Below are 21709 nucleotides of genomic sequence, written 5' to 3' on the forward strand. Positions count from 1 at the left end.
GCGGGCCGGATGGCCGGCCGCTGCCGATCGTTCTTGAAAATCGGGGGAGCCCCCCGCACTACTTTAAACCTGCATATCTATTGGCACGCAACCACACGGCATCATGCCATGGTCTGCACGTCATCAGTGTGAGATTTCCCACAAATCAACGATGCGATTGTGCCTTACCACTTCGCGCGCGCTACTTGCCGCGGGACGGCTTAAAGCGCGATGCGATTAGGATGAATCGTCATCGCGCTTTAGGTTGTTGTTTAAGCGTGATCTTTTCGGAAAACCGCTGCGCACTTTTCCGGATCATGCTTTAGGGCCTGCGCTGCCACCGCCGCAGCGCCACGACGGCCCAGATCGCTTCGACCAGGCCGAACGGCCAGGCGCCCTGGAGAAAGCCGTAGGCCGAGCCGAGCGCGCAGGACGCTGCGAACAGCAGGACGTACCAATGGCTGCGATCCTCCAGGGCGTACGTGACCAGCATCGCCGTGACGGCGAACAGGCCGAATAATGTCAGCGCATCCATTGTTCCGGGTTCACTCCGCGGCGCGGCGCATGATATGCGCTATCCATGCCGGCTCTTATCCTGCCTCTCGTCGATGCTGCAACCCACTGGCCCGCGCGCGGCGCGCTGGTCGGGCTCGACCTCGGCACCAAGACCATCGGCGTTGCCGTGTCCGATCCGGACCGGCGGCTGGCGACCGGCGTCGAGACGGTCCAGCGCACGCAATTCAAGCGGGACGCGGCCCGGTTGCTCGCGATTGCGGCGGAGCGCAAGGCGACCGGATTCGTGCTCGGCCTGCCCATCAACATGGACGGCAGCGAGGGCCCGCGCGCGCAATCCACCCGCGCCTTCGCCCGCAATCTTGCCGGTCTGACTGCGCTTCCCATCGGCCTGTGGGACGAGCGCCTCTCGACCGCGGCGGTCGAGCGCGAGCTGATCGGCATGGACGTCAGCCGTGCCAAGCGCGCCGAGGTGATCGACGAGCATGCCGCGATCTTCATCCTGCAAGGCGCGCTCGACCGTCTCGCCAATCTCCGCACCGGCTGACCCATGGCGGTCGTCATCGCGGCGCTGCTGCCGGTCTTCATCCTCATCGTGCTCGGCGTCGTGCTGAAGCGCAGCCTGATGCGGCTCGACACGCAATGGCACGGGCTGGAGCGGCTGACCTATTTCGTGCTGTTTCCGATGCTGCTGATCCAGACGCTGGTGAAGGCCGACCTCTCCAGGGTGCCGGTCGCCGGCGTCGGCGGAGCGCTGCTGCTGTCGGCGCTGGCGATGTCGCTGCTCTGCCTCGCGCTCCGCCCTGCCCTGGCGCGGCTCGGCATCGGCGGCCCCGCCTTCACCTCGATCTTCCAGGGCGCGACGCGCTGGCAGACCTTCGTTGCGCTGTCGATCGCCGCCAATCTGTTCGGCGAGGTCGGGCTGGCGCTGGCCTCGGTGGCGATGGTGGCGATCATCCCGCTCGTCAACGTGTTCAGCGTCTCGGTGCTCGCTCGTTACGCATCGCCGGAAAAGCAATCCGGCCGCGCCATCGTCATGACATTGGTGCGCAATCCCTTGATCTGGGCCTGCATCATCGGCCTTACTGTCAATGTCACCCACCTGCCGCTGCCAAGGCTCTGGCATGAGGTTGCAGACGCGCTCGGCAGTTCCTCCCTCGCCATCGGCCTGCTCGTCACAGGCGCGGGGCTGCATCTCGAAGGGCTGTTCCGTCCAAGCCTCGGCGCAGCCGTCGGCGTCGTTTTCAAGCTCTTGCTGATGCCCGCGCTCGCGATGGGGCTCGGGCTCTGGTTCGGGCTTTCCGGCAACAGCCTCGCGATCGTGGCGATCTGCTCGGCGGTGCCGACCTCGTCCAGTGCCTATGTCCTCGCCCGCCAGATGGGCGGCGATGCCCCGCTGCTGGCGCAGATCATCACGCTGCAGACCATTTTGGCGGCGATCACGATGCCGATCGCGATCGCGCTGGTCGCCTAGCTCCCCAGCCACATCGTCAGCACCACCGCGGTCAGATTGTTCAGCGCGTGCAGCACGATGGTGAGCCAGAGCGAATTGGCGCGATAGCGCATGTAACCGAACCACAGGCCGATGCAGAAGACTTCGGCGAGGAAGTACATGTCGTATTGCAGGTGGACGATGGTCCAGACCAGCGACGACAGCAGGATCGCGCCGGGCACGCGCAGGAAGCTCGCCGACCAGCCGCGGTAGAGGAAGCCGCGTGCCAAGACCTCTTCCGACATCGGCGCGGCCACGCTGAAGGCGAACAGAAGCAACAGCGCCGCGCCCTTGTCGCGGCCCGATTTCAGCAGATCGGTCATGAAGCCCGGCGTCGCCTCGCGGCCGAGCGCGCGCGACATCGTCTCCCAGACCAGCACCAGCAGGATGAGGCCGACCGCACCGAACAGGAGCTGCTTCCAGGACGGCCAGTGCAGCGCGAGATAGTCGACGAAGGAAGCCTTCTTGATGGCAATGGCGAGCCACACCGCCAAAAGCGTCGCCGGCAGGCCCATGATGACCGAGAGCGCGAGCGTCTGGGGCTCGCGGCCGACGAGCTGGATCGAGGCGAGATCCATCGGCAGGCCGCGCTGCGCCGCCAGCAGGACGACGGCGCCGATCTGTCCGACGAACATCGCGACGAAAATGAAGAGGCCCCACAGCGCCGTGCCCCAGAACTTCCAGACGCGTGGCGTCGCCGGCGTCATGGTCAGCGGCGGATGGTCGGGATTGAGGGAATCCATCAGTGGGCCTTCGTTAGGTCGCGCAAATATCGAGAGGTCGTCATGCCCGGGCTTGTCCCGGGCATCCACGTTCTTCGTGCCGCGCAGCAAGACGTGGATGGCCGGGTCAGGCCCGGCCATGACGTTGTGGAGAGACCGTGCCCGCTCACGGCAGCGCCCGCTCCAGCAGCGTGCGGACCTCGCCGCTCTCCAGCTCCACGGCGCCGTACATGCTGGCGTGGCTGGTGGCGAGCCGGCTCGCCGCGAACAATTCGGCGTTGCGCGGCGACACGCCGTTCAGCGCCGCGGCCGCGGCCAGCAGCGCCAGCTTCTCGACGGCAAGCCGCGCGAGGCGCTCGCCGTCGGCGCGCCGAAAAGTCTTGCCGATGAAGCTGGCCGCCTCCCCTGCCCCCGGCAAGCCCTTGGTCTCGGCCGCAAGCGCTTGCAGCACGGCCATCGCCGGCTCCGGCTCGCGCGAGAGCGCGCGGAGCACATCGAGGCACATGACGTTGCCGGAGCCTTCCCAGATCGCGTTGACCGGCGACTCCCGATAGTGCCGCGCCAGGATGCCGTCCTCGACATAGCCGTTGCCGCCGAGGCATTCCATGGCTTCGTAGAGGAACGGCGGCGCGCTCTTGCAGGTCCAGTATTTGATCGCGGGCGTCAAGATCCGCATATAGGCCGCCTCCGCCGCATCGTGCGGGGTGCGATCGAAGGCGCGGCAGAGCCGCATCACCAGGGCCGTGCTGGCCTCGACATGCAGCGCCATGTCCGACAGCACGGCCTGCATCAGGGGCTGGTCGGCCAGATGCTTCTGGAACACGCTGCGGTGACGGGCGTGATGCAGCGCGTGCGCCAGCCCCGAGCGCATCAGGCCGACCGAAGCGATCGCGCAATCCTGCCGCGTCAGCTGCACCATCTGGATGATGGTGCGGATGCCCTTGCCCGCCTCGCCGACCGCTTGCGCATAGGCGCCGACGAACTCGACCTCGGACGAGGCATTGGAACGGTTGCCGAGCTTGTCCTTCAGCCGCTGGAACTGGATCGCGTTGACCGATCCATCCGGTGCAAAGCGCGGCATGAAGAAGCAGGTCAGACCCTGCTCGGCCTGCGCCAGCACCAGGAAGGCATCGCACATCGGCGCCGACATGAACCATTTATGGCCGGTGATGCGATAGGCCTCGCCATCGCGCACCGCGCGCGTCATGTTGGAACGCACGTCGGTGCCGCCCTGCTTCTCGGTCATGCCCATGCCGAGCGTCATGCCGCGCTTCTGCCACCACGGTGCGAAGCTCGGGTCGTAGCTTTTGGTCGACAGCACCGGCATCACCTTGCCGAGCAGGTCCGGCTGCATTGCCAGCGCACCGACGGAGGCGCGCGTCATCGTGATCGGACAGAGGTGGCCGGTCTCGACTTGCGCCGCCATGTAGAATTTCGCCGCACGAATGACCTCGGCGGCATCGCCCGCCGGCTTGCCGGTCGCGGTCCACGTCGAATTATGGACGCCGGCATGGGCGCTGTGCGCCATCAGCTCGTGATAGGCCGGGTGAAATTCGACCTGATCGCGGCGATTGCCTTTGGCGTCGAAGGTGCGCAGCTTCGGCGTGTTCTCGTTCGCCAGGCGCCCGCGATCGGCCATCGCGGCCGAGCCCCATTGCTTGCCGAACTCGGACAGCTCGCGTTCCGCCGCCGCGCCGCCATTGGCCTTCACCGCCTCGACCAGCGGCCGGTCCACGGCGAACAGGTCGATATCCTCGAACGGCGGTGACTGGTTGAAGACCTCGTGGGTCGCAAAGCTCGGCTGGGTCATCAAGTTTCCTCGGCGCGAAATCAGTTCCGTCGCGGCTGGATCGGGAAATCATAGGCCGCCCCGCCGGCCCCAGGCAGGGAAAAATGCCACCACTCCTTCGAATAGTTCACAAAGCCTTGCCTGGCCATCGCCGCCACCAGCCGCTTGCGCCAGCTGCGTTGTTCCGCCGTGATCGACGGTGCCGCGGTATGGCCCTTCGTGTCGGTGCAGTCGTAGCCGGTCCCCATATCGACGCTGCCTTCGGGTGCGCGCGCTTCGACCGGCGCGGTGCAATCGGCATAGGTCCTCGACGGGTCGAATTTGGCGGAATTGTCAGCCTTGAGATCGACCAGTGTCAGATCGAGCGCCGCGCCGGTGGAATGCTGCGAACGGCTCGCGATGTAACCGAGGCGGAACAGCTCTGTCTTGGGGATTTTGGGATTGTAGCGCCGCTCGGCGGCGGTCTCGTGACCGTTCTGCGACCACTTGACCATGTCGAGCGAGGCCCGCGCCGGCCGGTAGCAGTCGAACATCTTGAGCGAGAGATTTTGCGCTGCGAGCTCCGCTTGCACGGCCTTCAGCCGCAGCCCGACCTCCCGCTTCACCACGCATTCACCGGCATTGTAGCCGGCCAGCGGCCGGCCGACGAAATTGTTCGAGGTGGCGTAGCGGATGTCCTGGATGATGCTGGGGTCGATGTCGCGCAGATAGACGAAATCGCCGGGCAAGCCCTGCGCCCGCGCCGGCGCGAGCACCGATATTGCAAGCAGCACACGGAGCGCCGCACGCGCCGCGATCCCCATCCTTGCGGTCATTGCACCGGATCCGAGCTGACCAGAAGTTTCGTGATCGCGGTGTCCGTGTATTTGTTGCCGGCCCAGACGTCGTCGATGATCAATTGCATCCAATACGCCGTCACCGGCGGCCGCAATGTCAGCAGTTGCGCCGACAGCCTGTCCTCGAGAATGAAGACCTGCGACTCGCCGCCGGAGAACAGCACCCGGATCTGGCGAACCCTGTTGTTCTTGGAAAAGATGTCGGAGTTCTTCTGGTAGCCGTTTTGCACATGGATCGAGTTGACCCGTCGCAGGGTTTCGAACTCGACCGTGATCCATTCGCCGATGCCGTTGCCGGCTGCACCCTCGACCCAGGCCGTCCCCGTCGAGGCGTCGAACAGGTTCACCGCACCATATGAATTGCCGAATTGCGGCTTCAGCATCGAGCTGACGCAGTAGGTCTCGAAGCCGCTGCGGGCGCAGCTTTCACCAGCCGCGGACGGACGCGGCGGACGCATCGTCGCACGCTCCGCGACCGCAGGCTTTGCCGGCGGCTTCACCAGCATGCCTGCCACGCGCGGCGTCGACGGCGCCGCCTCCCAAAGATAGATGCGTCCGCCGAGCGTCTGGTCGTAGTAGGCCGGCGTCTGCTCATGCGGCGCCGGTTGGCCGCCATTGTCCGTCGCGGTCAGTGCCAACGCCGCCACGCGCTCGCGTACCTCGACCGCGAGGTCGCCGAGATGCAGCTCGGGCCGCTTCAGCTGCTCGACGAAGATCCGCGTGAACACCGAATTATTTGCGGCATCGTTACTGCCGAGCTGGTCGAGCGCGGTCTGGCCGATCCCGGCCGAATAGAGCGTGAAGATCCCGCGCGCCGGCCGCGCATCCGCGAGCCCCCGCGTATTCCCGATCGAGCGGCCGGCGGCGCGCGGAAACGGATTGTCACGGCAGGCGTCGATGACGACGAAGGCGACCCGCACCGACTTTGCCTGGAGCTCTGCGATCAAGTCGGGCTCGGCGATCGAGGCCCCGCGCACCCGCGCTTCAGCGCCTTCGCTCACGGCCGGAACATCGCTCGGCACCAGGTAGTTCACCCCCGCGATCGCCACACCGTGCCCCGCATAGAACACGGCCGCCGTGTCGCCCGGCTCGAGTCGCGCAGTGAAATCGGCGAGCCGGTCGATCATGCCCTGGCGGCCGAGATTGGTCCCCAGCACGATCTCGAACTGGAGTGTCCGCAGCGCGTCGGCGACGCTGGTCGCGTCATTGGCCGCCTTCTTCAATTGGCGGTCCGGCGGCAAGTTCGGATAGCGGTCGTTGCCGATCACGAGTGCCACGCGCTTCTCCGCCAGCGCCGGTGTCGCCATGCCGACGAGGCACACGGCCGCCAGCGCAGCAACATTACGCGCCAGTCGATTAAAATACCGCATGCTCGTCATGAGCCGGCCCCTGACCCAACGAAGGGACGAGTCTAGCGCAAAGCGGCAGCCCCGAACACAGGCCGGCGGCGCCCTGCTGCCGGTAAAGCGCCGTGGATAAGTCCGCAGGCCGGATTTGCAGCTTGCCCCACCCCCCATCCCCCCCTATAGCTCTGCTTTTAATGACATCGAAATCCACCTTCGTCCTCGGCCACCGGCATTTGCTGGGCATTGAGGGCCTTTCCGCGGCCGACATCACCGGCCTGCTCGACCTGTCCGAAGAATATGTCGAGCTCAACCGCCAGGTTGACAAGAAGCGCACCGTCCTGCGGGGACGGACGCAGGTGAACCTCTTCTTCGAGGCCTCCACCCGGACCCAATCCTCGTTCGAGCTCGCGGGAAAGCGGCTCGGCGCGGACGTCATGAACATGTCGGTCTCGTCCTCGTCGATGAAGAAGGGCGAGACCCTGATCGACACCGCGATGACGCTGAACGCGATGCATCCGGACATCCTGGTGATGCGCCATCACGCCTCCGGCGCGGTGGAACTGCTGGCACGCAAGGTTGACGGTTCCGTGATCAATGCCGGCGACGGCGCCCATGAGCATCCGACCCAGGCCCTGCTCGACGCGCTCACCATCCGCCGCAATAAGGGCCGGATCGAAGGGCTGGTGGTCGCGATCTGCGGCGACGTGCTGCATTCGCGCGTCGCCCGCTCCAACATCATCCTGCTCAACACGATGGGCGCCCGCGTCCGCGTGGTCGGCCCCACCACGCTGCTGCCGCCCGGCATCGAGCGGATGGGCGTCGAGGTCGCCCGCGACATGCGCGAGGGGCTCAACGGCGCGGACATCGTCATGATGCTGCGGCTGCAGCGCGAGCGCATGAACGGCTCCTTCGTGCCGTCGTCGTCGGAATATTTCCATTATTTCGGGCTCGACCAGAAGAAACTCGCCTACGCCAAGCCGGACGCGCTCGTGATGCATCCCGGCCCGATGAACCGCGGCGTCGAGATCGACTCGATCGTGGCCGACGGCGCCCAGTCCCTGATCCGCGAACAGGTGGAGATGGGCGTCGCGGTGCGCATGGCCGTGCTGGAAGCGCTCGCCCGTAACCTGCCGAACGCGTGATGCCGATGCTGATCGATCGCCGCCCCGTCCTGCTCGCCAACGCCCGCGTCGTCGATCCCTCCAGGGATTTCGACGGTGTCGGCGACGTCCTGATCGCCGACGGCACCATCCGCGAGACCCGCCGCGGCATTGGCGCGGCCGGCGTCCCCGAGGGTACCGACATCGTCAATTGCGCCGGCAAGATCGTCGCGCCCGGCCTGGTCGACATGCGCGCCTTCGTCGGCGAGCCCGGCTTCAGCCATCGCGAGACCTTTGCCACCGCGAGCCAGGCGGCCGCGACCGGCGGCATCACCACCATCATCTGCCAGCCCGACACTTCGCCGGTGATCGACAATTCGGCGACCGTCGACTTCGTGATGCGCCGCGCCCGCGACACCGCGATCGTCAACATCCAGCCGATGGCGGCACTTACCAAGGGCATGCTCGGCCAGGAGATGACCGAGTTCGGCCTGCTCAAGGCCGCGGGCGCCGTCGCTTTCAGCGATGCTGCCAGAAGCGTGACCAATGCGCAGGTGATGCGCCGCGCGCTGACCTACGCGCGCGATTTCGATGCGCTGATCGTGCACTTCACCGAGGACCCCGATCTCGTCGGCGAAGGCGTGATGAACGAGGGCGAGTTCGCCTCGCGCCTCGGCCTGATGGGTATCCCGAATGCCGCCGAGGCCGTCATGCTCGAGCGCGACATGCGCCTCGTCGCGCTGACCGGGGGCCGCTATCACGCGGCTTCGCTGAGCTGCATCGACTCCCTCGACATCCTCCAGCGCGCCCGCGACGCCGGGCTCGCCGTCAGCGCCTCGGTCTCGATCAACCATCTGGCGCTGAACGAGAACGACATCGGCCCCTACCGGTCGTTCCTGAAGCTGTCGCCCCCGCTGCGCAGCGAGGACGACCGCCGGGCACTCGTGGCCGCGGTGGCCTCCGGCCTGCTCGACGTCATCATGTCCGACCACAATCCGCAGGACGTCGAGGTCAAGCGCCTGCCGTTCGCTGAAGCCGCGCCCGGCGCCGTCGGTCTCGAGACCATGCTGCCCGCCGGTCTGCGTCTCATGCACAATGGCGAGCTGGACCTGAAGACGCTGATCCGGGCGATGTCGACCCGTCCGGCCGAGCTGCTCGGCCTGCCTGGCGGAACCCTGCGCGTCGGCAGCCCGGCCGACGTCATCGTGATCGACCCCGATGTGCCCTGGGTGGTCGATCCCGCCGACCTCAAATCGCCCTGCAAGAACACCCCGTTCGACGAGGCCCGCTTTACCGGCCGCGTGGTGCGCACCATCGTCGGCGGCCGGACGGTATACGAGCATGTCTGACGTCCGCGATCCCGCGACATTGAAATCCAGCCTTTGGAGAGGCCGCCATGGGGCTTGAAGCATTCCTGCCGGTGGCCTTCGTCATCGGCTACCTGCTCGGCTCGATTCCGTTCGGCCTGGTTCTGACCAGGCTTGCCGGCACGCAGGATATCCGCTCGATCGGCTCCGGCAGCATCGGCGCCACCAATGTGCTGCGCACCGGGCGCAAGAGTCTTGCCGCCGGCACCCTGCTGTTCGATGCGCTCAAGGGCACCGTGGCCGTATTGATCGCCGGCTATATCGCAGGGCCCAACGCCGCCATGGTGGCCGGGCTCGGCGCCTTCCTCGGCCATCTCTTCCCGGTCTGGCTCAAGTTCAAAGGCGGCAAGGGCGTCGCGACCTACATCGGCGTCCTGCTCGGCTTGTTCTGGCCCGGCATGGTGGTGTTCTGCCTGCTCTGGCTGGCGACCGCCTTCACCACCCGCTACTCCTCGCTGTCGGCCCTGGTGGCGGCGTTCATCACGCCTATCTTCCTGTGGTGGTTCGGCCACCTCGCGCTCGCAGCATTGTTCGCGGTGCTGACACTGCTGTTGTTCTACGCGCATCGCGAGAACATCAAGCGGTTGCAAGCCGGCAAGGAAAGCCGGATCGGCGAGAAGGCCTGAATCCGGAAAAAGTACGGATATCGCCGCACATCCCTCGCATTATATGCCAAATCCTGTTCGCAACTTCCGCACCGCTCGCTGCAGACAGTAGCGAACGGGTTCCATGCCTGTCATCCTGACACAGGAAACGGCGTTACGCGGTTGCTCAGAATGTGCGAGATGATTGTCGGCGCGCATAAGGGGGTTGGTTCGCTCGGTGCTTCCGGCAGCGCGGCGAGCCGGCTGCTCTCGGCGACCAATATCTGGTCCGATGCGCCGCCGCCCGCCTCCGCGCCCGTTTCGCCGCAAGTGGCGCAGCCTGAGCCCGTCGCGCAAGCGGGCGCTCCGCGCGACGTCGCGGTCACCAAGGCTGCACCGGTCGCGCTCCCGCAGGCGCGTTCCGGCCAATGGCCGCCGCAACGATTGTCCCTGGCGCTGCAGGGCGGCGGCACCTTTGCCGCCTTCACCTGGGGCGTGCTGGAGCGGCTGCTGGAAGAGCCGATCGAGATCGACACCATCAGCGGCGCCAGTGCCGGCGCCATCAATGCGCTGCTGCTCGCTTGCGGTCTTGCCGAAGGCGGCCGTGAAGGCGCCCGCAGCCGGCTGAGCCGGTTCTGGCTCCGCCTGATGCACGAGGCCTCGTTCCGCTCGCTGATGCTGCTCGGTGGCTTCTCGCCGGCGGGAAGCTCGGTCGCATTCGGTCCGACGCTACGCTCGGGCCAGTTCGATCCGTTCGATCTCGATCCGCTGCGGCTGGCGCTGTCGCGCGACATTAATTTCCCGGCGCTGCAAGATCCAAGAGCACCAAAGCTGCTGATTGCAGCGACGCGGATCCGCGACGGCCAGCAGCAGATCTTCCGCAACGACGCCGTCACCGCCGACGTCGCGCTGGCCTCGACCTGCCCGCCGCTGGTTCACTGCGCCGTCGAGATCGACGGCGAGGCCTATTGGGACGGCGGCTTCGGCGGCAACCCGCCGCTGCTGCGGCTGGTGCAGGAGACGACGACGGCCGACGTCCTGCTCGTCCAGGTCACGCCGGCGCGCGACAGCTATGTGCCGATCACCCTGGCCGCGATCGACCGCCGGCTCGACCAGATCGCGGCCAACGCCGCGCTCAATGCCGAGATCGCAGCGATCGCATGGGCGCAATCCCACGCAGCCTCTTCCCCGCGGCTCACCAGGATCGCGGCGGAAGATTCCGTTGACGGCCTGGCGCAGCGTTCATCGACCGATCTCGGCCGCGGCTTCATCCGGCTGCTGCACCGGAGCGGTCGCGCGGCCGCCGAGCGCTGGCTCGGACAAGATGCGGTCGGGACCGAGGCCCCAAGCGTCTTGCCCGCCGCCGAGCCGGCGCTGCTCTGATTTGCGCCTCAGGCGTCCGAACCAGACGCGGCCCGGGGTAGCGGCTCGATTGCCATGCGATAGCCGACGAGGCGCGCCACGGGCGCAAGCGTCGCGAACAGCAGCTTCTGAAGCCAGATCGGCACGCCCGCGAGATAGAGGTGATCGCGATAGGTGTGGAGCACCAGTGCAATCAGGAGAAATTTCGGATCGCCCGCGCTGGAGAACCACGCAGGTTGCTTCACGGTGAGCGTTACGAAATTGGCGAAGAAGCGCAGATGCTGCTGCGCCGGCATGAACGAGACCTCGAACTCGGCGTTACCGTCGCCAGCATTGGCGAAATAATGCGGTCTGCCGCGTGGCACGGTCACGCTGCCGCCGGCGTCCACCACCTGCTCACGCCCGTCGATGACGAACTTGATGCGTCCACTCTTCACTGCAAAGTGCTCGTCCGCGCCGGGATGCACGTGCACGAGCGCGTTGCCGCCGCCCGAGCCGCCCTTTTCGAGGATCACACCGAAACGTGCGACGTCACGGTTGTCGAGCAGTCCGGAGAAGACGAACGTCTCCTTGTTGAAGGCATTGCGCAGCCGAGTGCCGCGGGCGAACTCTGTCGACATGTTTGCGTCTCCTTGCGAAGTCTGGAGACGCGCTGGTAGCGGGCTAGGTAACGAACGTATTGTAAAAATCCGACGAGGCGAGTTCGTCATTCCACCCCTGCCATCTGTCGGCCGCAACACGCCGGCAGAAAACCTCCGGCGAGCTTCCTGCGAAAGTGCGAAAGTCGCGGATCAGATGCGCTTGGTCGGTGAATCCGCAAGCATGCGCGACATCGGCCCAATCGGCGCCGGTCCGGCGCGCGGCGATCGCCTGCAGCATCCGCTCGATCCGTGCGAACCGCTTCGCGCACGCACCGGTCTCGGTCTTGAAGCGACGCTGAAGGCTGCGTTCGCCGACATCGAGGCAATCGGCGAGCCCGCGCATCGAGATCGCCGGATTCCGCCTGATCGCCCGCATCGCCTGTGCAACCAGCGGATCGAGCCGTGACGGCCTCCGCCTCTGCTCGAGAAAGCCCTGCATGCAAGTCACGCGCGCAGCTGCGCTGCCAGCCCCGGCGAGGCGTTCTTCAAGACATACAGCAGCGTTGTCGCCGAAGATGTCCGAGATTTCGACGCTTGTATCGAGCAGCTCGGCAGGCTTGACCCCGAGCACGCGATCGGCCGCCTCAGGCTTCAACCGCACCAGCACGACACCGACCGGACCACTCGGCTTCAGCGCCGTCGCGCGCGTGTGCATGCCTTTGACGGTGCGCTTGTAGACTCCGCGTTGCGAGGCCACTGGCGATCGATAGTGCACGATCAGTACCGGCGACGTCGCCGGTAGCACCTTGATCGTTCGCGCGCAGGCGGTCGCTGCATCTGCGAGATCGACATCACAAAACGTCTCGACGATCTCGCCGAGACTTTCGCTTGCAGCGAAGAATTGCGGGCCGCGCGGACCCTGTCGGTGCGGGAGAGCCATGAATTCAGTTGGTCGTCTGAGCGGCGGCGCGATTGCCTCCGCCGCGGTTACATGAAGTTGAGGGCACGCTCACGCCCGCGCCAGCGCGTTCTCCAGGAACCACGCCGTCGCGAGCGCGCGGGCGTCGTTGCCGAAACGTGCGATCACCTGCACGCCGATTGGCAGGCCGCCGACTTTCAGCACCGGCACGTTGACGCAAGGATTGCCCATCAGCGTCCAGAGCCGGTTGTAGCGAGGATCGCCTGTGGTCGCGAGCTCCTTGGCCGGCGCAGTGCCCGGCGCCGAATAGGTCAAGAGCACGTCGACGCCCTCGAACAATTCGCCGAGCTCGCGGCGGCCGCGACGGCTGATCCGGCGCGCCTCGTCATATTCCTTCGGGGTCAGATGGGCCGTCGCGTCGAGGCTTGCCCGCAGCATCGGCGCGATCTCGTCGTGACGCTCGGAAAACTCCCAGGCCAGCGCGCGATGCGCCTCGAAATCCTGAATGATAGGATGGATGCGCCAGGCTTCCTGCACCGCCTCGGGCAGATCGATGGTCTGCACGCTGGCACCGGCGCGCTCGGCCGCATTGATGGCAGCTTGCAGCCCCTGCTCGGCCGCCGGCTCCACGGTGTCCGCGAATTCCTGCCTGACCACGCCGATCCGCGGCGATTTCGCCGCGACGATGCCGGAGAACTCCGTGCGCCCCGTCATCGCGAGCAGCCCACGCGCGAGATCCTCAGCGCGCGCGCCGAACAGGCCGACGGTGTCGAGCGCCCACGAGTAGCACTTCACACCGACCGTCGGCAGCATCCGGAATGACGGCTTGATCGCGGCCGTCCCGCAATAGGCGGCGGGCCGGATCACTGAGCCGCCGGTTTGGGTGCCCAGCGCCAGCGGGATCATGCCGGCGCCGACGGCAGCCGCCGAGCCCGCGGACGAGCCGCCCGGCGAATGGCCAAGATTGTGCGGATTGAGTGTCGGGGTCGGATCGCGCGAGGCGAACGCGGTCGTGGTGGTCTTGCCGATGATGGTGGCCCCTGCCCGCTTCAGCATCATCACCACAGGCGCGTCGCTGCGCGGCTGCCAGCCGCGATAGATCTCCGAGCCCATCTCGGTCGGCATATTGGCGGTGTCGATGATGTCCTTGATGCCGACCGCGATGCCGCGCAGCGGACCGGAGCCTTGCGCCTTCGCCGACTTGTCGTGGCGGACGAAGGCGTGGACGTCGTTCTCCTTGGCCTCGATCGCCGCATGCGATTGCGCGATGGCGGCGTCAGGCGAAAGCTCGCCCGCTTCGATGCGGCGCTGGAGGTCGGCGAGTGAGATCATGGCAAAATCCTTCTTATTGGCATCGCTTTTAGCATCGGGGCGAGGCCACGCAAGCACACGTCGCTGTTGCGCAACGCCCTCAGGTTGTTCCATGCTGGGGCTACAAGGAGCCGCCGTGGACGCCATCAACCCGAGCGTGGAGCTGACCGAGGCTGACAGGATCGACCGCCTGCGGCTGATCCGCTCCGACAACGTCGGCCCGCGCACATTCCGTTCGCTGGTCGATCATTTCGGCAGCGCGCGCGCCGCGCTGGAGCGGCTGCCCGATCTCGCGCGCCGCGGCGGTGCGCAGCGATCGGGCCGCATCTGTAGCGCCGATGAAGCCAAGGCCGAGCTGGCCGCGAGCCGCAAATTCGGCATCGCCTGGCGCGCGCCCGGCGAGGACGGCTATCCAACACGGCTGGCGATGATCGACGACGCACCGCCGCTGCTCGCCGTGCGTGGCGATACCAAAACCCTGATGCGGCCGATGATCGCCATTGTCGGCTCGCGCAATGCTTCCGGCGCCGGGCTGAAATTCGCGGGCCTGCTCGCGCGTGAGCTTGGCGAGGCCGGCTTCGTCGTCATCTCCGGGCTCGCCCGCGGCGTCGATCAGGCCGCGCATCGCGCCAGCGTCGAGAGCGGCACCGTCGCCGTGCTCGCCGGCGGCCATGACTGCATCTATCCGCCTGAGCATGGCGACCTGCTCGCCGCGATCCTCGATCACGAAGGCGCTGCGATCTCCGAGATGCCGCTCGGCCATGAGCCGCGCGCCCGCGACTTCCCGCGCCGCAACCGCCTGATCTCGGGCGCGTCGCTCGGCGTCGTTGTGGTGGAGGCGGCGCACCGCTCGGGCTCGCTGATCACCGCGCGCATGGCGGCCGAACAGGGCCGCGAGGTGTTCGCGGTGCCGGGCTCCCCGCTCGATCCGCGCGCCGCCGGCGCCAACGACCTGATCAAGCAGGGCGCGACCCTCGTCACCGAAGCTGCCGACATCGTCAACGCGGTGCAGCCGATCATGGAGCGGCCGTTGATGCTTCCTGCGGGCGAGCCCGACAGCGAGCCGTTCGAGAGCGATCCGCAAGGCCACGACCGCGATCAGATCACCCGCCTGCTCGGCCCGGCGCCGGTCTCGATCGACGATCTCGTGCGGATGTCCGGCGCCTCGCCCGCGATCGTGCGCACGGTGCTGCTGGAGCTGGAGCTGGCCGGAAAGCTCGAACGCCACGGCGGCGGATTGGTGTCGCTGCTGTAGAGCCGTGCCTCGAACTCCCATTCACTGAGGGTACGTCATTCCGGGGCGCGACGAAGTCGCGAGCCCGGAATCCATTCATCCATCTACGCCGGGGCCAAATGGATTCCGGGCTCCCTCGCTCCCGCTCGGGGCCCGGAATGACCGAGAAGATCGTCGGATGTGCGCTATAGGCACCGGCAATGTTGAACCCGTCATCCTGAGGCGCGAGTGGCGCGATGCGGAGCATCGCGCCGGGAGCAGCGGCCGGGATGCAGCCGGGCCGTCGTCCTTCGAGGCTCGCCCTGCGTTGCAGGACGAGCACCTCAGGATGACGGTGACAGACTTGGCTAGCCGTTATTGCGCCGATCGAACTGCGTCCGTGCCGCCTCGATCTGCGTCAGGTGGTCCATCGCCCACTCCCCAAGCGCCTTCACCGGCTCCGACAGCCCTCGGCCGAGATCGGTCAGCTCATAGTCGACACGCGGCGGAATCGTCGGAAAGATCGTGCGCGTCACCAGGCCGTCACGCTCCAGCCCACGCAATGTCAGGGTCAGCATCCGCTGGGAGATGCCGTTGATCATGCGCTTCAGCTCGTTGAAGCGCTTCGGCCCGTCGCCGAGCATCATGATCACCAACACGCTCCATTTGTCGCCGACACGGGACAGCACGGAGGCGACCCCGCGGCAGTCCGCATGATCAGGATCCGGCCGCGGCAAGGCGGTCAAATCGGTGTGCGCAGGTTTCAAAGATGTGCCCATGGCCCAAAAAAGTGCGTTCTTGCGGGGATTTCGGTAGTCACTCATGTAGTCCTGGTTACAAACTTATACCATGGTGACCCCAAAATGAAACTTCTCCATCTCGACTCCAGCGTCCTCGGCCCCCACTCGGTCTCCCGGCAGGTCTCCGCCGCCATCGTCAATCGGCTGCGCCAGGCAACGCCCTCGCTCGAAGTGGCCTATCGCGACCTGACCCAGGCCCCGCTTGCCCACCTCTCCGGCTCTCATCTCGCCGCCGCGCAAGGCGCGCCCGCGCCGGCGGAACTCGGACCCGACCTTGCCGCTGGCGCTGCCGCGCTCGACGAGTTTCTTTCTGCCGACATCGTTGTGATCGGCGCGCCCATGTACAATTTTACGATTCCCAGCCAGCTCAAGGCCTGGATCGACCGCATCGCCGTGAGGGGCAAGACGTTCAGCTACGGCCCTAACGGACCGCAGGGCCTCGCCGGCGGCAAACGTGTGATCATCGCGATCTCGCGCGGTGGCTATTACGGCGCGGGCTCGCCCGCCGCGGCGCTAGAGCACCTGGAAACGTACTTGCGCAGCGTGTTCGGGTTCATCGGGATCAATCCCGAATTCATCGTCGCCGACGGCATCCAGGTCGGGCCGGAGCATCGCGAGAAGGCGCTGGCCGACGCACTCCACGCCGCCGCAAGCCTGCGCGCCGCCTGAGGTCGCAAGACGCAGGATTCGGCCGGCGCAATTGCGGACGCGGCGCCGGCCGATTCAGATTGTGGCCGATTTGATCAGCCGCGATAGATCGGCGCGCCGCTTGGAGAGGCCACCGCGCCGCCGTCGACGAAGATCTCCTGGCCCTGCACATGCGCGGCATCGTCGGAGGCGAGGAACAGCACCGTCTTCGCAACGTGATCGGTCTCGCCGATGCGGCCGAGCGGCGTCGACAGCGCGATCCGCTGCTCGAACGCCTTCTCGGCTTCCGGTGTCGCGGTCGCAGGCCCCCAGATCGGCGTGCGGATCGCGCCGGGCGCCACGACGTTGACGCGAATGCCGCGCGGCGACAGCTCGGAGGCCATGATCCGCGCCATCGCCCGCACGCCGGCCTTCGCGGCGCCGTAGGCCGCGTAACCGGGAATGCCGAGCACCGAGATCACCGAGCCGTTGAGGACGATCGAGGCGTTGTCGTTGAGATGAGGCAGCGCCGACTGCACCGTGAAGAACACGCCGGTCAGGTTGGTGCTGATGACCCTCTCGAACACGTCAAGCGTGGCCGAGCCCAGCGGCGTGCCGCCGGCGATGCCGGCATTGGCGAACACGATGTCGAACTTGCCGAACTTTTCGGCGCCCTGCTTGATCGCAGCTTCGGTCGCGGCGATGTCGGTGGCATCGGCGGCGAGCGCGAGCGCGTTCGGCCCGAGCTGCTTCGCCGCACTCTCCAGCGTCTCCTTGTTGCGCCCGGTGATCACCACCTTGGCGCCTTCGGCCACGAACAGTCTTGCGGTCGCAAGGCCGATGCCGCTATTGCCGCCGGTGATCAGGGCCGTCTTGTTCGTCAGTCTCACGCTCGCCTCCAGTGGTTGCATCATAAAACTAGATTGCCATCTAGGGCGCATGGTTTTATGATGCAACCACACAAGCGCGTGATCGGCGTTCGGATCGTGCGAACGCGACAGGACCGGAACGATGGTGAAACGAACGAGCTTCGAGGGCGATTCCTGCCCGATCGCGCGCTCATTGGAGGCGATCGGCGATTGGTGGTCGCTGCTGATCATCCGCGAGGCGTTGTTCGGCCTGCGCCGTTTCGGCGAGTTTCAGAGCAAGCTCGGCATGGCCAAGAACATCCTGTCCGTGCGGCTGCGTTCACTCGTCGATCACGGCATTCTGGCCACCGCCCCCGCCTCCGACGGCAGCGCGTATCAAGAATATGTGCTGACGGCGAAGGGCCGCGGCACCTTCCCGATCCTGGTGGCGCTGCGGCAATGGAGCGAGGAGTTCGACGACCATCCCGAGGAGATCGCGACCATTTTGGTCGATCGCGAGAAGGGCCGCCCGGTGAAGAAGCTGGAAATGCGCGCAGAGGATGGGCGGCTGCTCAGTCCCGCCGACACCACGCTGAAGCCGCGGCCGGCGCGACGGCGGTCGGCCTGATTGCGGCGACGAGCTGCCACCACGCCGTCAATGCCAGCGGGGCGAACTCTGGCTAGCATCCGACCAGGGTAGCCCTGCGAACCATTTTCAGGCGATCGGCGCGTTGGCGCTGGCCGAACTCGGCCTCGTAGTTCAGATCATAAACGCAGCCGACCTTCATGGCGGCAAAGTCTGCATTCCGCTCGATCGTGTAATGACCGGAAGGCTCCGTCTTGAGATGGACGCGACCGGGCTCGAACCAAGCTTGATCGACGCCGCGATAGATCACCCGATCGGTCCAGCCGACGGTCGCAAACCAAAGGATCAAGCCTCCGATCAATGCCGCCATGATCACGAGGCCACGAACATCGTTGCGGAGCTTGTCCGCAAGGCTCGAGAGATTGAACGCGTTCTTCACATTGGCTTTGTCGTCGGTAGAACGCGATAGTTCACGCCAAACTATCCAGCCTTGTCATGACAGCTTGCGCTTGCTCCGCAGCCTCAAGTGCTCGTCGGCCTCGAGCTTGGTCATGCCCAACAGATAATGCAGCACGGCGAGCTTGTGCCGCTCGGCGAGCTTGCGTAGCGCCCCGACCTGTTCGGCGATGAAGGCGACGGCCTCGTCCGCGCCGCCCTCCCCCGGTTCCTCGTGACGCGAGCCTCGCGGCGCGCCGACAGTGGCGCGCGCCCGTTTCTTTCCCGGCCTAGTCACCAGTCCCCACCCGAATCCATGCCCCACGCGACATTACGCCGACATCGGCCGCAACTCCAAGGTGGTGTTTTACAACTTTTTCGATATGAAACTTTTCCCATTCGGCGGGCCTTCGACACCCGTCGATTTGACAGCGGAGGCCTCACCACCCATGTTCGGGTCGAAACGGCCGACCCGAATCCTTTCGTTTTCGGCCTCAGATTTTCCCGTAAGTTACTGGAACTACATGAATATCGTCATTGTGGAGTCGCCGGCGAAAGCCAAGACGATCAACAAGTATTTGGGCTCGTCCTATGAGGTTCTGGCCTCGTTCGGCCATGTCCGCGACCTGCCGGCGAAGAACGGTTCCGTCGATCCCGATGCCAATTTCAAGATGATCTGGGAGGTCGACCCCAAGGCGGCCGGCCGGCTCAACGACATCGCCAAGTCCCTGAAGAACGCCGATCGCCTGATTCTCGCCACCGACCCTGATCGCGAGGGCGAGGCCATCTCCTGGCACGTGCTGGAGGTGCTGAAGGAAAAGCGCGCGCTGAAGGATCAGAAGATCGAGCGGGTGGTGTTCAACGCCATCACCAAGCAGGCGGTCTCGGACGCCATGAAGCATCCGCGCCAGATCGACGGCGCGCTGGTCGACGCCTATATGGCGCGCCGTGCCCTCGACTACCTCGTCGGCTTCACCCTCTCCCCGGTGCTGTGGCGCAAGCTGCCCGGCGCCCGCTCGGCCGGCCGCGTGCAGTCGGTGGCGCTGCGCCTCGTCTGCGACCGCGAGCTCGAGATCGAGAAGTTCGTCGCGCGTGAATATTGGTCGCTGATCGCGACGCTGCTCACGCCGCGCGGCGATGCGTTCGAAGCCCGCCTCGTCGGCGCCGACGGCAAGAAGATCCAGCGCCTCGACATCGGCACCGGCGCGGAGGCCGAGGACTTCAAGAAGGCGCTGGAAGCGGCGAGCTACGCCGTCACCGCGGTCGATGCCAAGCCGGCCCGGCGCAATCCGCAGGCGCCCTTCACCACCTCGACGCTGCAACAGGAAGCCAGCCGCAAATACGGCTTTGCGCCGGCGCACACGATGCGGATCGCCCAGCGGCTCTATGAAGGCATCGACATCGGCGGCGAGACCACCGGACTCATTACTTATATGCGTACCGACGGCGTGCAGATCGATCCGTCAGCGATCACCCAGGCCCGCAAGGTGATCGGCGAGGATTACGGCAACGCCTATGTGCCGGATACCCCGCGCCAGTACCAGGCCAAGGCCAAGAACGCGCAGGAAGCCCACGAAGCGATCCGCCCGACCGACATGTCCCGCCGCCCCGCGAGCATGAGCCGCAGGCTCGATGCCGATCAGGCGAAGCTCTATGAGCTGATCTGGAAGCGCACCATCGCGAGCCAGATGGAATCGGCCGAGCTCGAGCGCACCACCGTCGACATCACGGCCAAGGCAGGCTCCCGCACGCTGGAGCTGCGCGCCACCGGCCAGGTCGTCAAGTTCGACGGCTTCCTGGCGCTCTATCAGGAAGGCCGCGACGACGAGGAGGACGAGGATTCGCGCCGCCTGCCCGCGATGAGCCAGGGCGAGGCGGTGAAACGGCAGAGCCTGTCGGTCACCCAGCACTTCACCGAGCCGCCGCCGCGCTTCTCCGAGGCCTCGCTGGTCAAGCGCATGGAAGAGCTCGGCATCGGCCGTCCCTCGACCTACGCCTCGATCCTCCAGGTTCTGAAGGACCGCGGCTACGTCAAGCTGGAGAAGAAGCGCCTGCACGGCGAGGACAAGGGCCGGGTCGTGATCGCGTTCCTGGAGAGCTTCTTCAGCCGCTACGTCGAGTACGACTTCACCGCGGGCCTCGAGGAGCAGCTCGACCGCATCTCCAACAACGAGATCTCCTGGCAGCAGGTGCTGAAGGATTTCTGGACAGGCTTCATCGGCGCCGTCGACGAGATCAAGGATCTGCGCGTCGCGCAGGTGCTCGACGTGCTCGACGAGATGCTCGGGCCGCACATCTATCCGCCCCGCGCCGACGGCGGCGACGTCCGGCAGTGCCCGAATTGCGGCACCGGCCGGCTGAATCTCAAGGCCGGCAAGTTCGGCGCCTTCGTCGGCTGCTCTAACTATCCGGAGTGCCGCTACACCCGCCAGCTCGCCGCCGATGGCGAGGCCAGCGCCGACCGTTCGCTCGGCCAGGATCCTGACACCGGGCGCGATGTCTGGGTCAAGGCCGGCCGGTTCGGACCCTACATCCAGCTCGGCGAGCAGAAGGATTATGAGGAAGGCGAGAAGCCCAAGCGCGCCGGCATCCCGAAAGGCACCTCGCCCGGCGATGTCGATCTCGAGCTTGCGCTGAAACTCTTGTCGCTGCCGCGCGAGATCGGCAAGCATCCGGAGACCGGCCAGCCCATCACCGCCGGGCTCGGCCGCTTCGGGCCGTTCGTGAAGCACGAGAAGACCTACGCCAGCCTCGAGGCCGGCGACGAGGTGTTCGACATCGGGCTCAACCGCGCGGTGACGCTGATCGCGGAGAAGGTCGCCAAGGGCCCGAGCCGCCGCTTCGGCGCCGATCCCGGCAAGGCGCTCGGCGATCATCCCACCCTCGGCACCGTCACCGTGAAGAGCGGCCGTTACGGCGCCTATGTCGCTGCCGGCGGCGTCAACGCGACGATCCCGGCCGAGTTCGAAAAGGACACCGTCACGCTCGCCCAGGCCATCGCCCTGATCGACGAGCGCGCGGCCAAGGGCGGCGGAAAGAGCGGCAAGGCCAAAGCCAAGAAGGCGGCCAAGCCGGCCAAGGCCAAGAAGACTGCAGAGAAGGCCGCGGACGGCGAGGACACCCCGCCAAAGCCGAAGAAACCGGCCGCGAAGAAGGCGGCCAAATCGAAAACCGAATCCATCAGCAAGGCGCGCGCCGCCGTGCCGTCGACGGCAAAAACGTCGCCGACCAAGGCCGCCGCCACCAAGGCTCCGGCCAAGAAGAGTGCCGGAAAGACTTGAGATCAAGAATTAGAGGTT

The 21709-nt window shown here is 66.2% G+C and carries 22 protein-coding genes; 10 read left to right on the top strand and 12 right to left on the bottom strand.

The features are described 5' to 3' along the window. Nucleotides 1-301: 301 nt before the first annotated feature. Nucleotides 302-514 carry a hypothetical protein gene (locus E4K64_RS11850; RefSeq protein ID WP_135163670.1) on the bottom strand — a complete coding sequence of 71 codons (213 nt, stop codon included), beginning with the start codon at nt 512-514 and terminating at the stop codon, nt 302-304. A 45-nt stretch (nt 515-559) separates the two neighbouring features. Between E4K64_RS11850 and ruvX the strand changes: the two genes are divergently transcribed. Both ruvX and E4K64_RS11860 read left to right on the top strand, forming a co-directional pair. Beyond that, nucleotides 560-1039: a Holliday junction resolvase RuvX gene (gene ruvX / locus E4K64_RS11855; RefSeq protein WP_135163671.1), complete on the top strand. Its 480-nt coding sequence runs from the start codon at nt 560-562 to the stop codon at nt 1037-1039. A 3-nt stretch (nt 1040-1042) separates the two neighbouring features. Further along, nucleotides 1043-1966 (top strand): AEC family transporter, encoded by a 924-nt coding sequence (locus E4K64_RS11860; RefSeq protein WP_135163672.1) that lies wholly within the window; start codon nt 1043-1045, stop codon nt 1964-1966. On the opposite strand, the gene E4K64_RS11865 is transcribed toward E4K64_RS11860, so the two are convergent. From E4K64_RS11865 to E4K64_RS11880, 4 genes are all read right to left on the bottom strand, one after another. Continuing rightward, nucleotides 1963-2727, bottom strand: a complete 765-nt coding sequence (locus E4K64_RS11865; RefSeq protein ID WP_135163957.1) for a CPBP family intramembrane glutamic endopeptidase — start codon at nt 2725-2727, stop codon at nt 1963-1965. The genes E4K64_RS11860 and E4K64_RS11865 overlap by 4 nt on opposite strands. 145 nt (nt 2728-2872) lie before the next feature. After that, a complete protein-coding gene (locus E4K64_RS11870; RefSeq protein WP_135163673.1) occupies nt 2873-4516 on the bottom strand; it encodes an acyl-CoA dehydrogenase family protein in 1644 nt (547 codons plus the stop codon). A 20-nt stretch (nt 4517-4536) separates the two neighbouring features. Continuing rightward, nucleotides 4537-5298: a M15 family metallopeptidase gene (locus E4K64_RS11875; protein ID WP_430642496.1), complete on the bottom strand. Its 762-nt coding sequence runs from the start codon at nt 5296-5298 to the stop codon at nt 4537-4539. Between the two features lie 8 nt (nt 5299-5306). Beyond that, on the bottom strand, nt 5307-6710 hold the full coding sequence (locus tag E4K64_RS11880; protein WP_167771957.1) for an NADase-type glycan-binding domain-containing protein: 1404 nt from the start codon (nt 6708-6710) through the stop codon (nt 5307-5309). Nucleotides 6711-6871: 161 nt separating this feature from the next. Between E4K64_RS11880 and E4K64_RS11885 the strand changes: the two genes are divergently transcribed. The 4 genes from E4K64_RS11885 to E4K64_RS11900 all read left to right on the top strand — a co-directional run bounded on the left by E4K64_RS11885 (nt 6872) and on the right by E4K64_RS11900 (nt 11111). Next, the gene (locus E4K64_RS11885; RefSeq protein WP_028135931.1) at nt 6872-7819 is read left to right on the top strand and encodes an aspartate carbamoyltransferase catalytic subunit; all 948 of its coding nucleotides are present in this window, start codon (nt 6872-6874) and stop codon (nt 7817-7819) included. A gap of 5 nt (nt 7820-7824) precedes the next feature. After that, the gene (locus tag E4K64_RS11890; protein ID WP_167771983.1) at nt 7825-9126 is read left to right on the top strand and encodes a dihydroorotase; all 1302 of its coding nucleotides are present in this window, start codon (nt 7825-7827) and stop codon (nt 9124-9126) included. A 47-nt stretch (nt 9127-9173) separates the two neighbouring features. Beyond that, entirely contained in the window at nt 9174-9770 is a 597-nt protein-coding gene (plsY, locus tag E4K64_RS11895; RefSeq protein WP_135163677.1) for a glycerol-3-phosphate 1-O-acyltransferase PlsY, read from the top strand. A gap of 150 nt (nt 9771-9920) precedes the next feature. Then, nucleotides 9921-11111 (top strand): patatin-like phospholipase family protein, encoded by a 1191-nt coding sequence (locus E4K64_RS11900; protein WP_167771958.1) that lies wholly within the window; start codon nt 9921-9923, stop codon nt 11109-11111. A gap of 8 nt (nt 11112-11119) precedes the next feature. Here E4K64_RS11900 and E4K64_RS11905 read toward each other — a convergent pair whose 3' ends face one another. The 3 genes from E4K64_RS11905 to E4K64_RS11915 form a co-directional block, all read right to left on the bottom strand. Then, nucleotides 11120-11710 carry a cupin domain-containing protein gene (locus E4K64_RS11905; protein ID WP_167771959.1) on the bottom strand — a complete coding sequence of 197 codons (591 nt, stop codon included), beginning with the start codon at nt 11708-11710 and terminating at the stop codon, nt 11120-11122. Between the two features lie 43 nt (nt 11711-11753). Next, on the bottom strand, nt 11754-12611 hold the full coding sequence (locus E4K64_RS11910) for a helix-turn-helix domain-containing protein (RefSeq protein ID WP_135163680.1): 858 nt from the start codon (nt 12609-12611) through the stop codon (nt 11754-11756). Between the two features lie 69 nt (nt 12612-12680). Beyond that, on the bottom strand, nt 12681-13922 hold the full coding sequence (locus E4K64_RS11915) for an amidase (protein WP_135163681.1): 1242 nt from the start codon (nt 13920-13922) through the stop codon (nt 12681-12683). Nucleotides 13923-14013: 91 nt separating this feature from the next. Here E4K64_RS11915 and dprA point away from each other — a divergent pair, with 91 nt between their 5' ends. Beyond that, nucleotides 14014-15156 carry a DNA-processing protein DprA gene (dprA, locus tag E4K64_RS11920; protein ID WP_135163682.1) on the top strand — a complete coding sequence of 381 codons (1143 nt, stop codon included), beginning with the start codon at nt 14014-14016 and terminating at the stop codon, nt 15154-15156. Nucleotides 15157-15482: 326 nt separating this feature from the next. Here the strand turns inward: dprA and E4K64_RS11925 are convergent, their stop codons facing one another. Continuing rightward, nucleotides 15483-15893 carry a winged helix-turn-helix transcriptional regulator gene (locus tag E4K64_RS11925; RefSeq protein WP_135163683.1) on the bottom strand — a complete coding sequence of 137 codons (411 nt, stop codon included), beginning with the start codon at nt 15891-15893 and terminating at the stop codon, nt 15483-15485. An 84-nt stretch (nt 15894-15977) separates the two neighbouring features. Here E4K64_RS11925 and E4K64_RS11930 point away from each other — a divergent pair, with 84 nt between their 5' ends. Beyond that, nucleotides 15978-16583, top strand: a complete 606-nt coding sequence (locus E4K64_RS11930) for an FMN-dependent NADH-azoreductase (protein WP_135163684.1) — start codon at nt 15978-15980, stop codon at nt 16581-16583. 74 nt (nt 16584-16657) lie between these two features. Here E4K64_RS11930 and E4K64_RS11935 read toward each other — a convergent pair whose 3' ends face one another. Next, nucleotides 16658-17431 carry an SDR family oxidoreductase gene (locus E4K64_RS11935; RefSeq protein ID WP_167771960.1) on the bottom strand — a complete coding sequence of 258 codons (774 nt, stop codon included), beginning with the start codon at nt 17429-17431 and terminating at the stop codon, nt 16658-16660. Between the two features lie 121 nt (nt 17432-17552). On the opposite strand from E4K64_RS11935, the gene E4K64_RS11940 reads away from it, so the two are divergent. Then, the gene (locus E4K64_RS11940; protein WP_135163686.1) at nt 17553-18017 is read left to right on the top strand and encodes a winged helix-turn-helix transcriptional regulator; all 465 of its coding nucleotides are present in this window, start codon (nt 17553-17555) and stop codon (nt 18015-18017) included. A gap of 52 nt (nt 18018-18069) precedes the next feature. On the opposite strand, the gene E4K64_RS11945 is transcribed toward E4K64_RS11940, so the two are convergent. Beyond that, nucleotides 18070-18345: a hypothetical protein gene (locus E4K64_RS11945; protein ID WP_135163687.1), complete on the bottom strand. Its 276-nt coding sequence runs from the start codon at nt 18343-18345 to the stop codon at nt 18070-18072. 123 nt (nt 18346-18468) lie between these two features. Further along, a complete protein-coding gene (locus E4K64_RS11950; protein WP_135163688.1) occupies nt 18469-18708 on the bottom strand; it encodes a hypothetical protein in 240 nt (79 codons plus the stop codon). 226 nt (nt 18709-18934) lie between these two features. Here E4K64_RS11950 and topA point away from each other — a divergent pair, with 226 nt between their 5' ends. Then, entirely contained in the window at nt 18935-21691 is a 2757-nt protein-coding gene (topA, locus tag E4K64_RS11955) for a type I DNA topoisomerase (RefSeq protein ID WP_135163689.1), read from the top strand. The last annotated feature ends 18 nt before the right edge of the window (nt 21692-21709 follow it).

The organism is Bradyrhizobium frederickii, assembly GCF_004570865.1.
Lineage (GTDB): Bacteria > Pseudomonadota > Alphaproteobacteria > Rhizobiales > Xanthobacteraceae > Bradyrhizobium > Bradyrhizobium frederickii.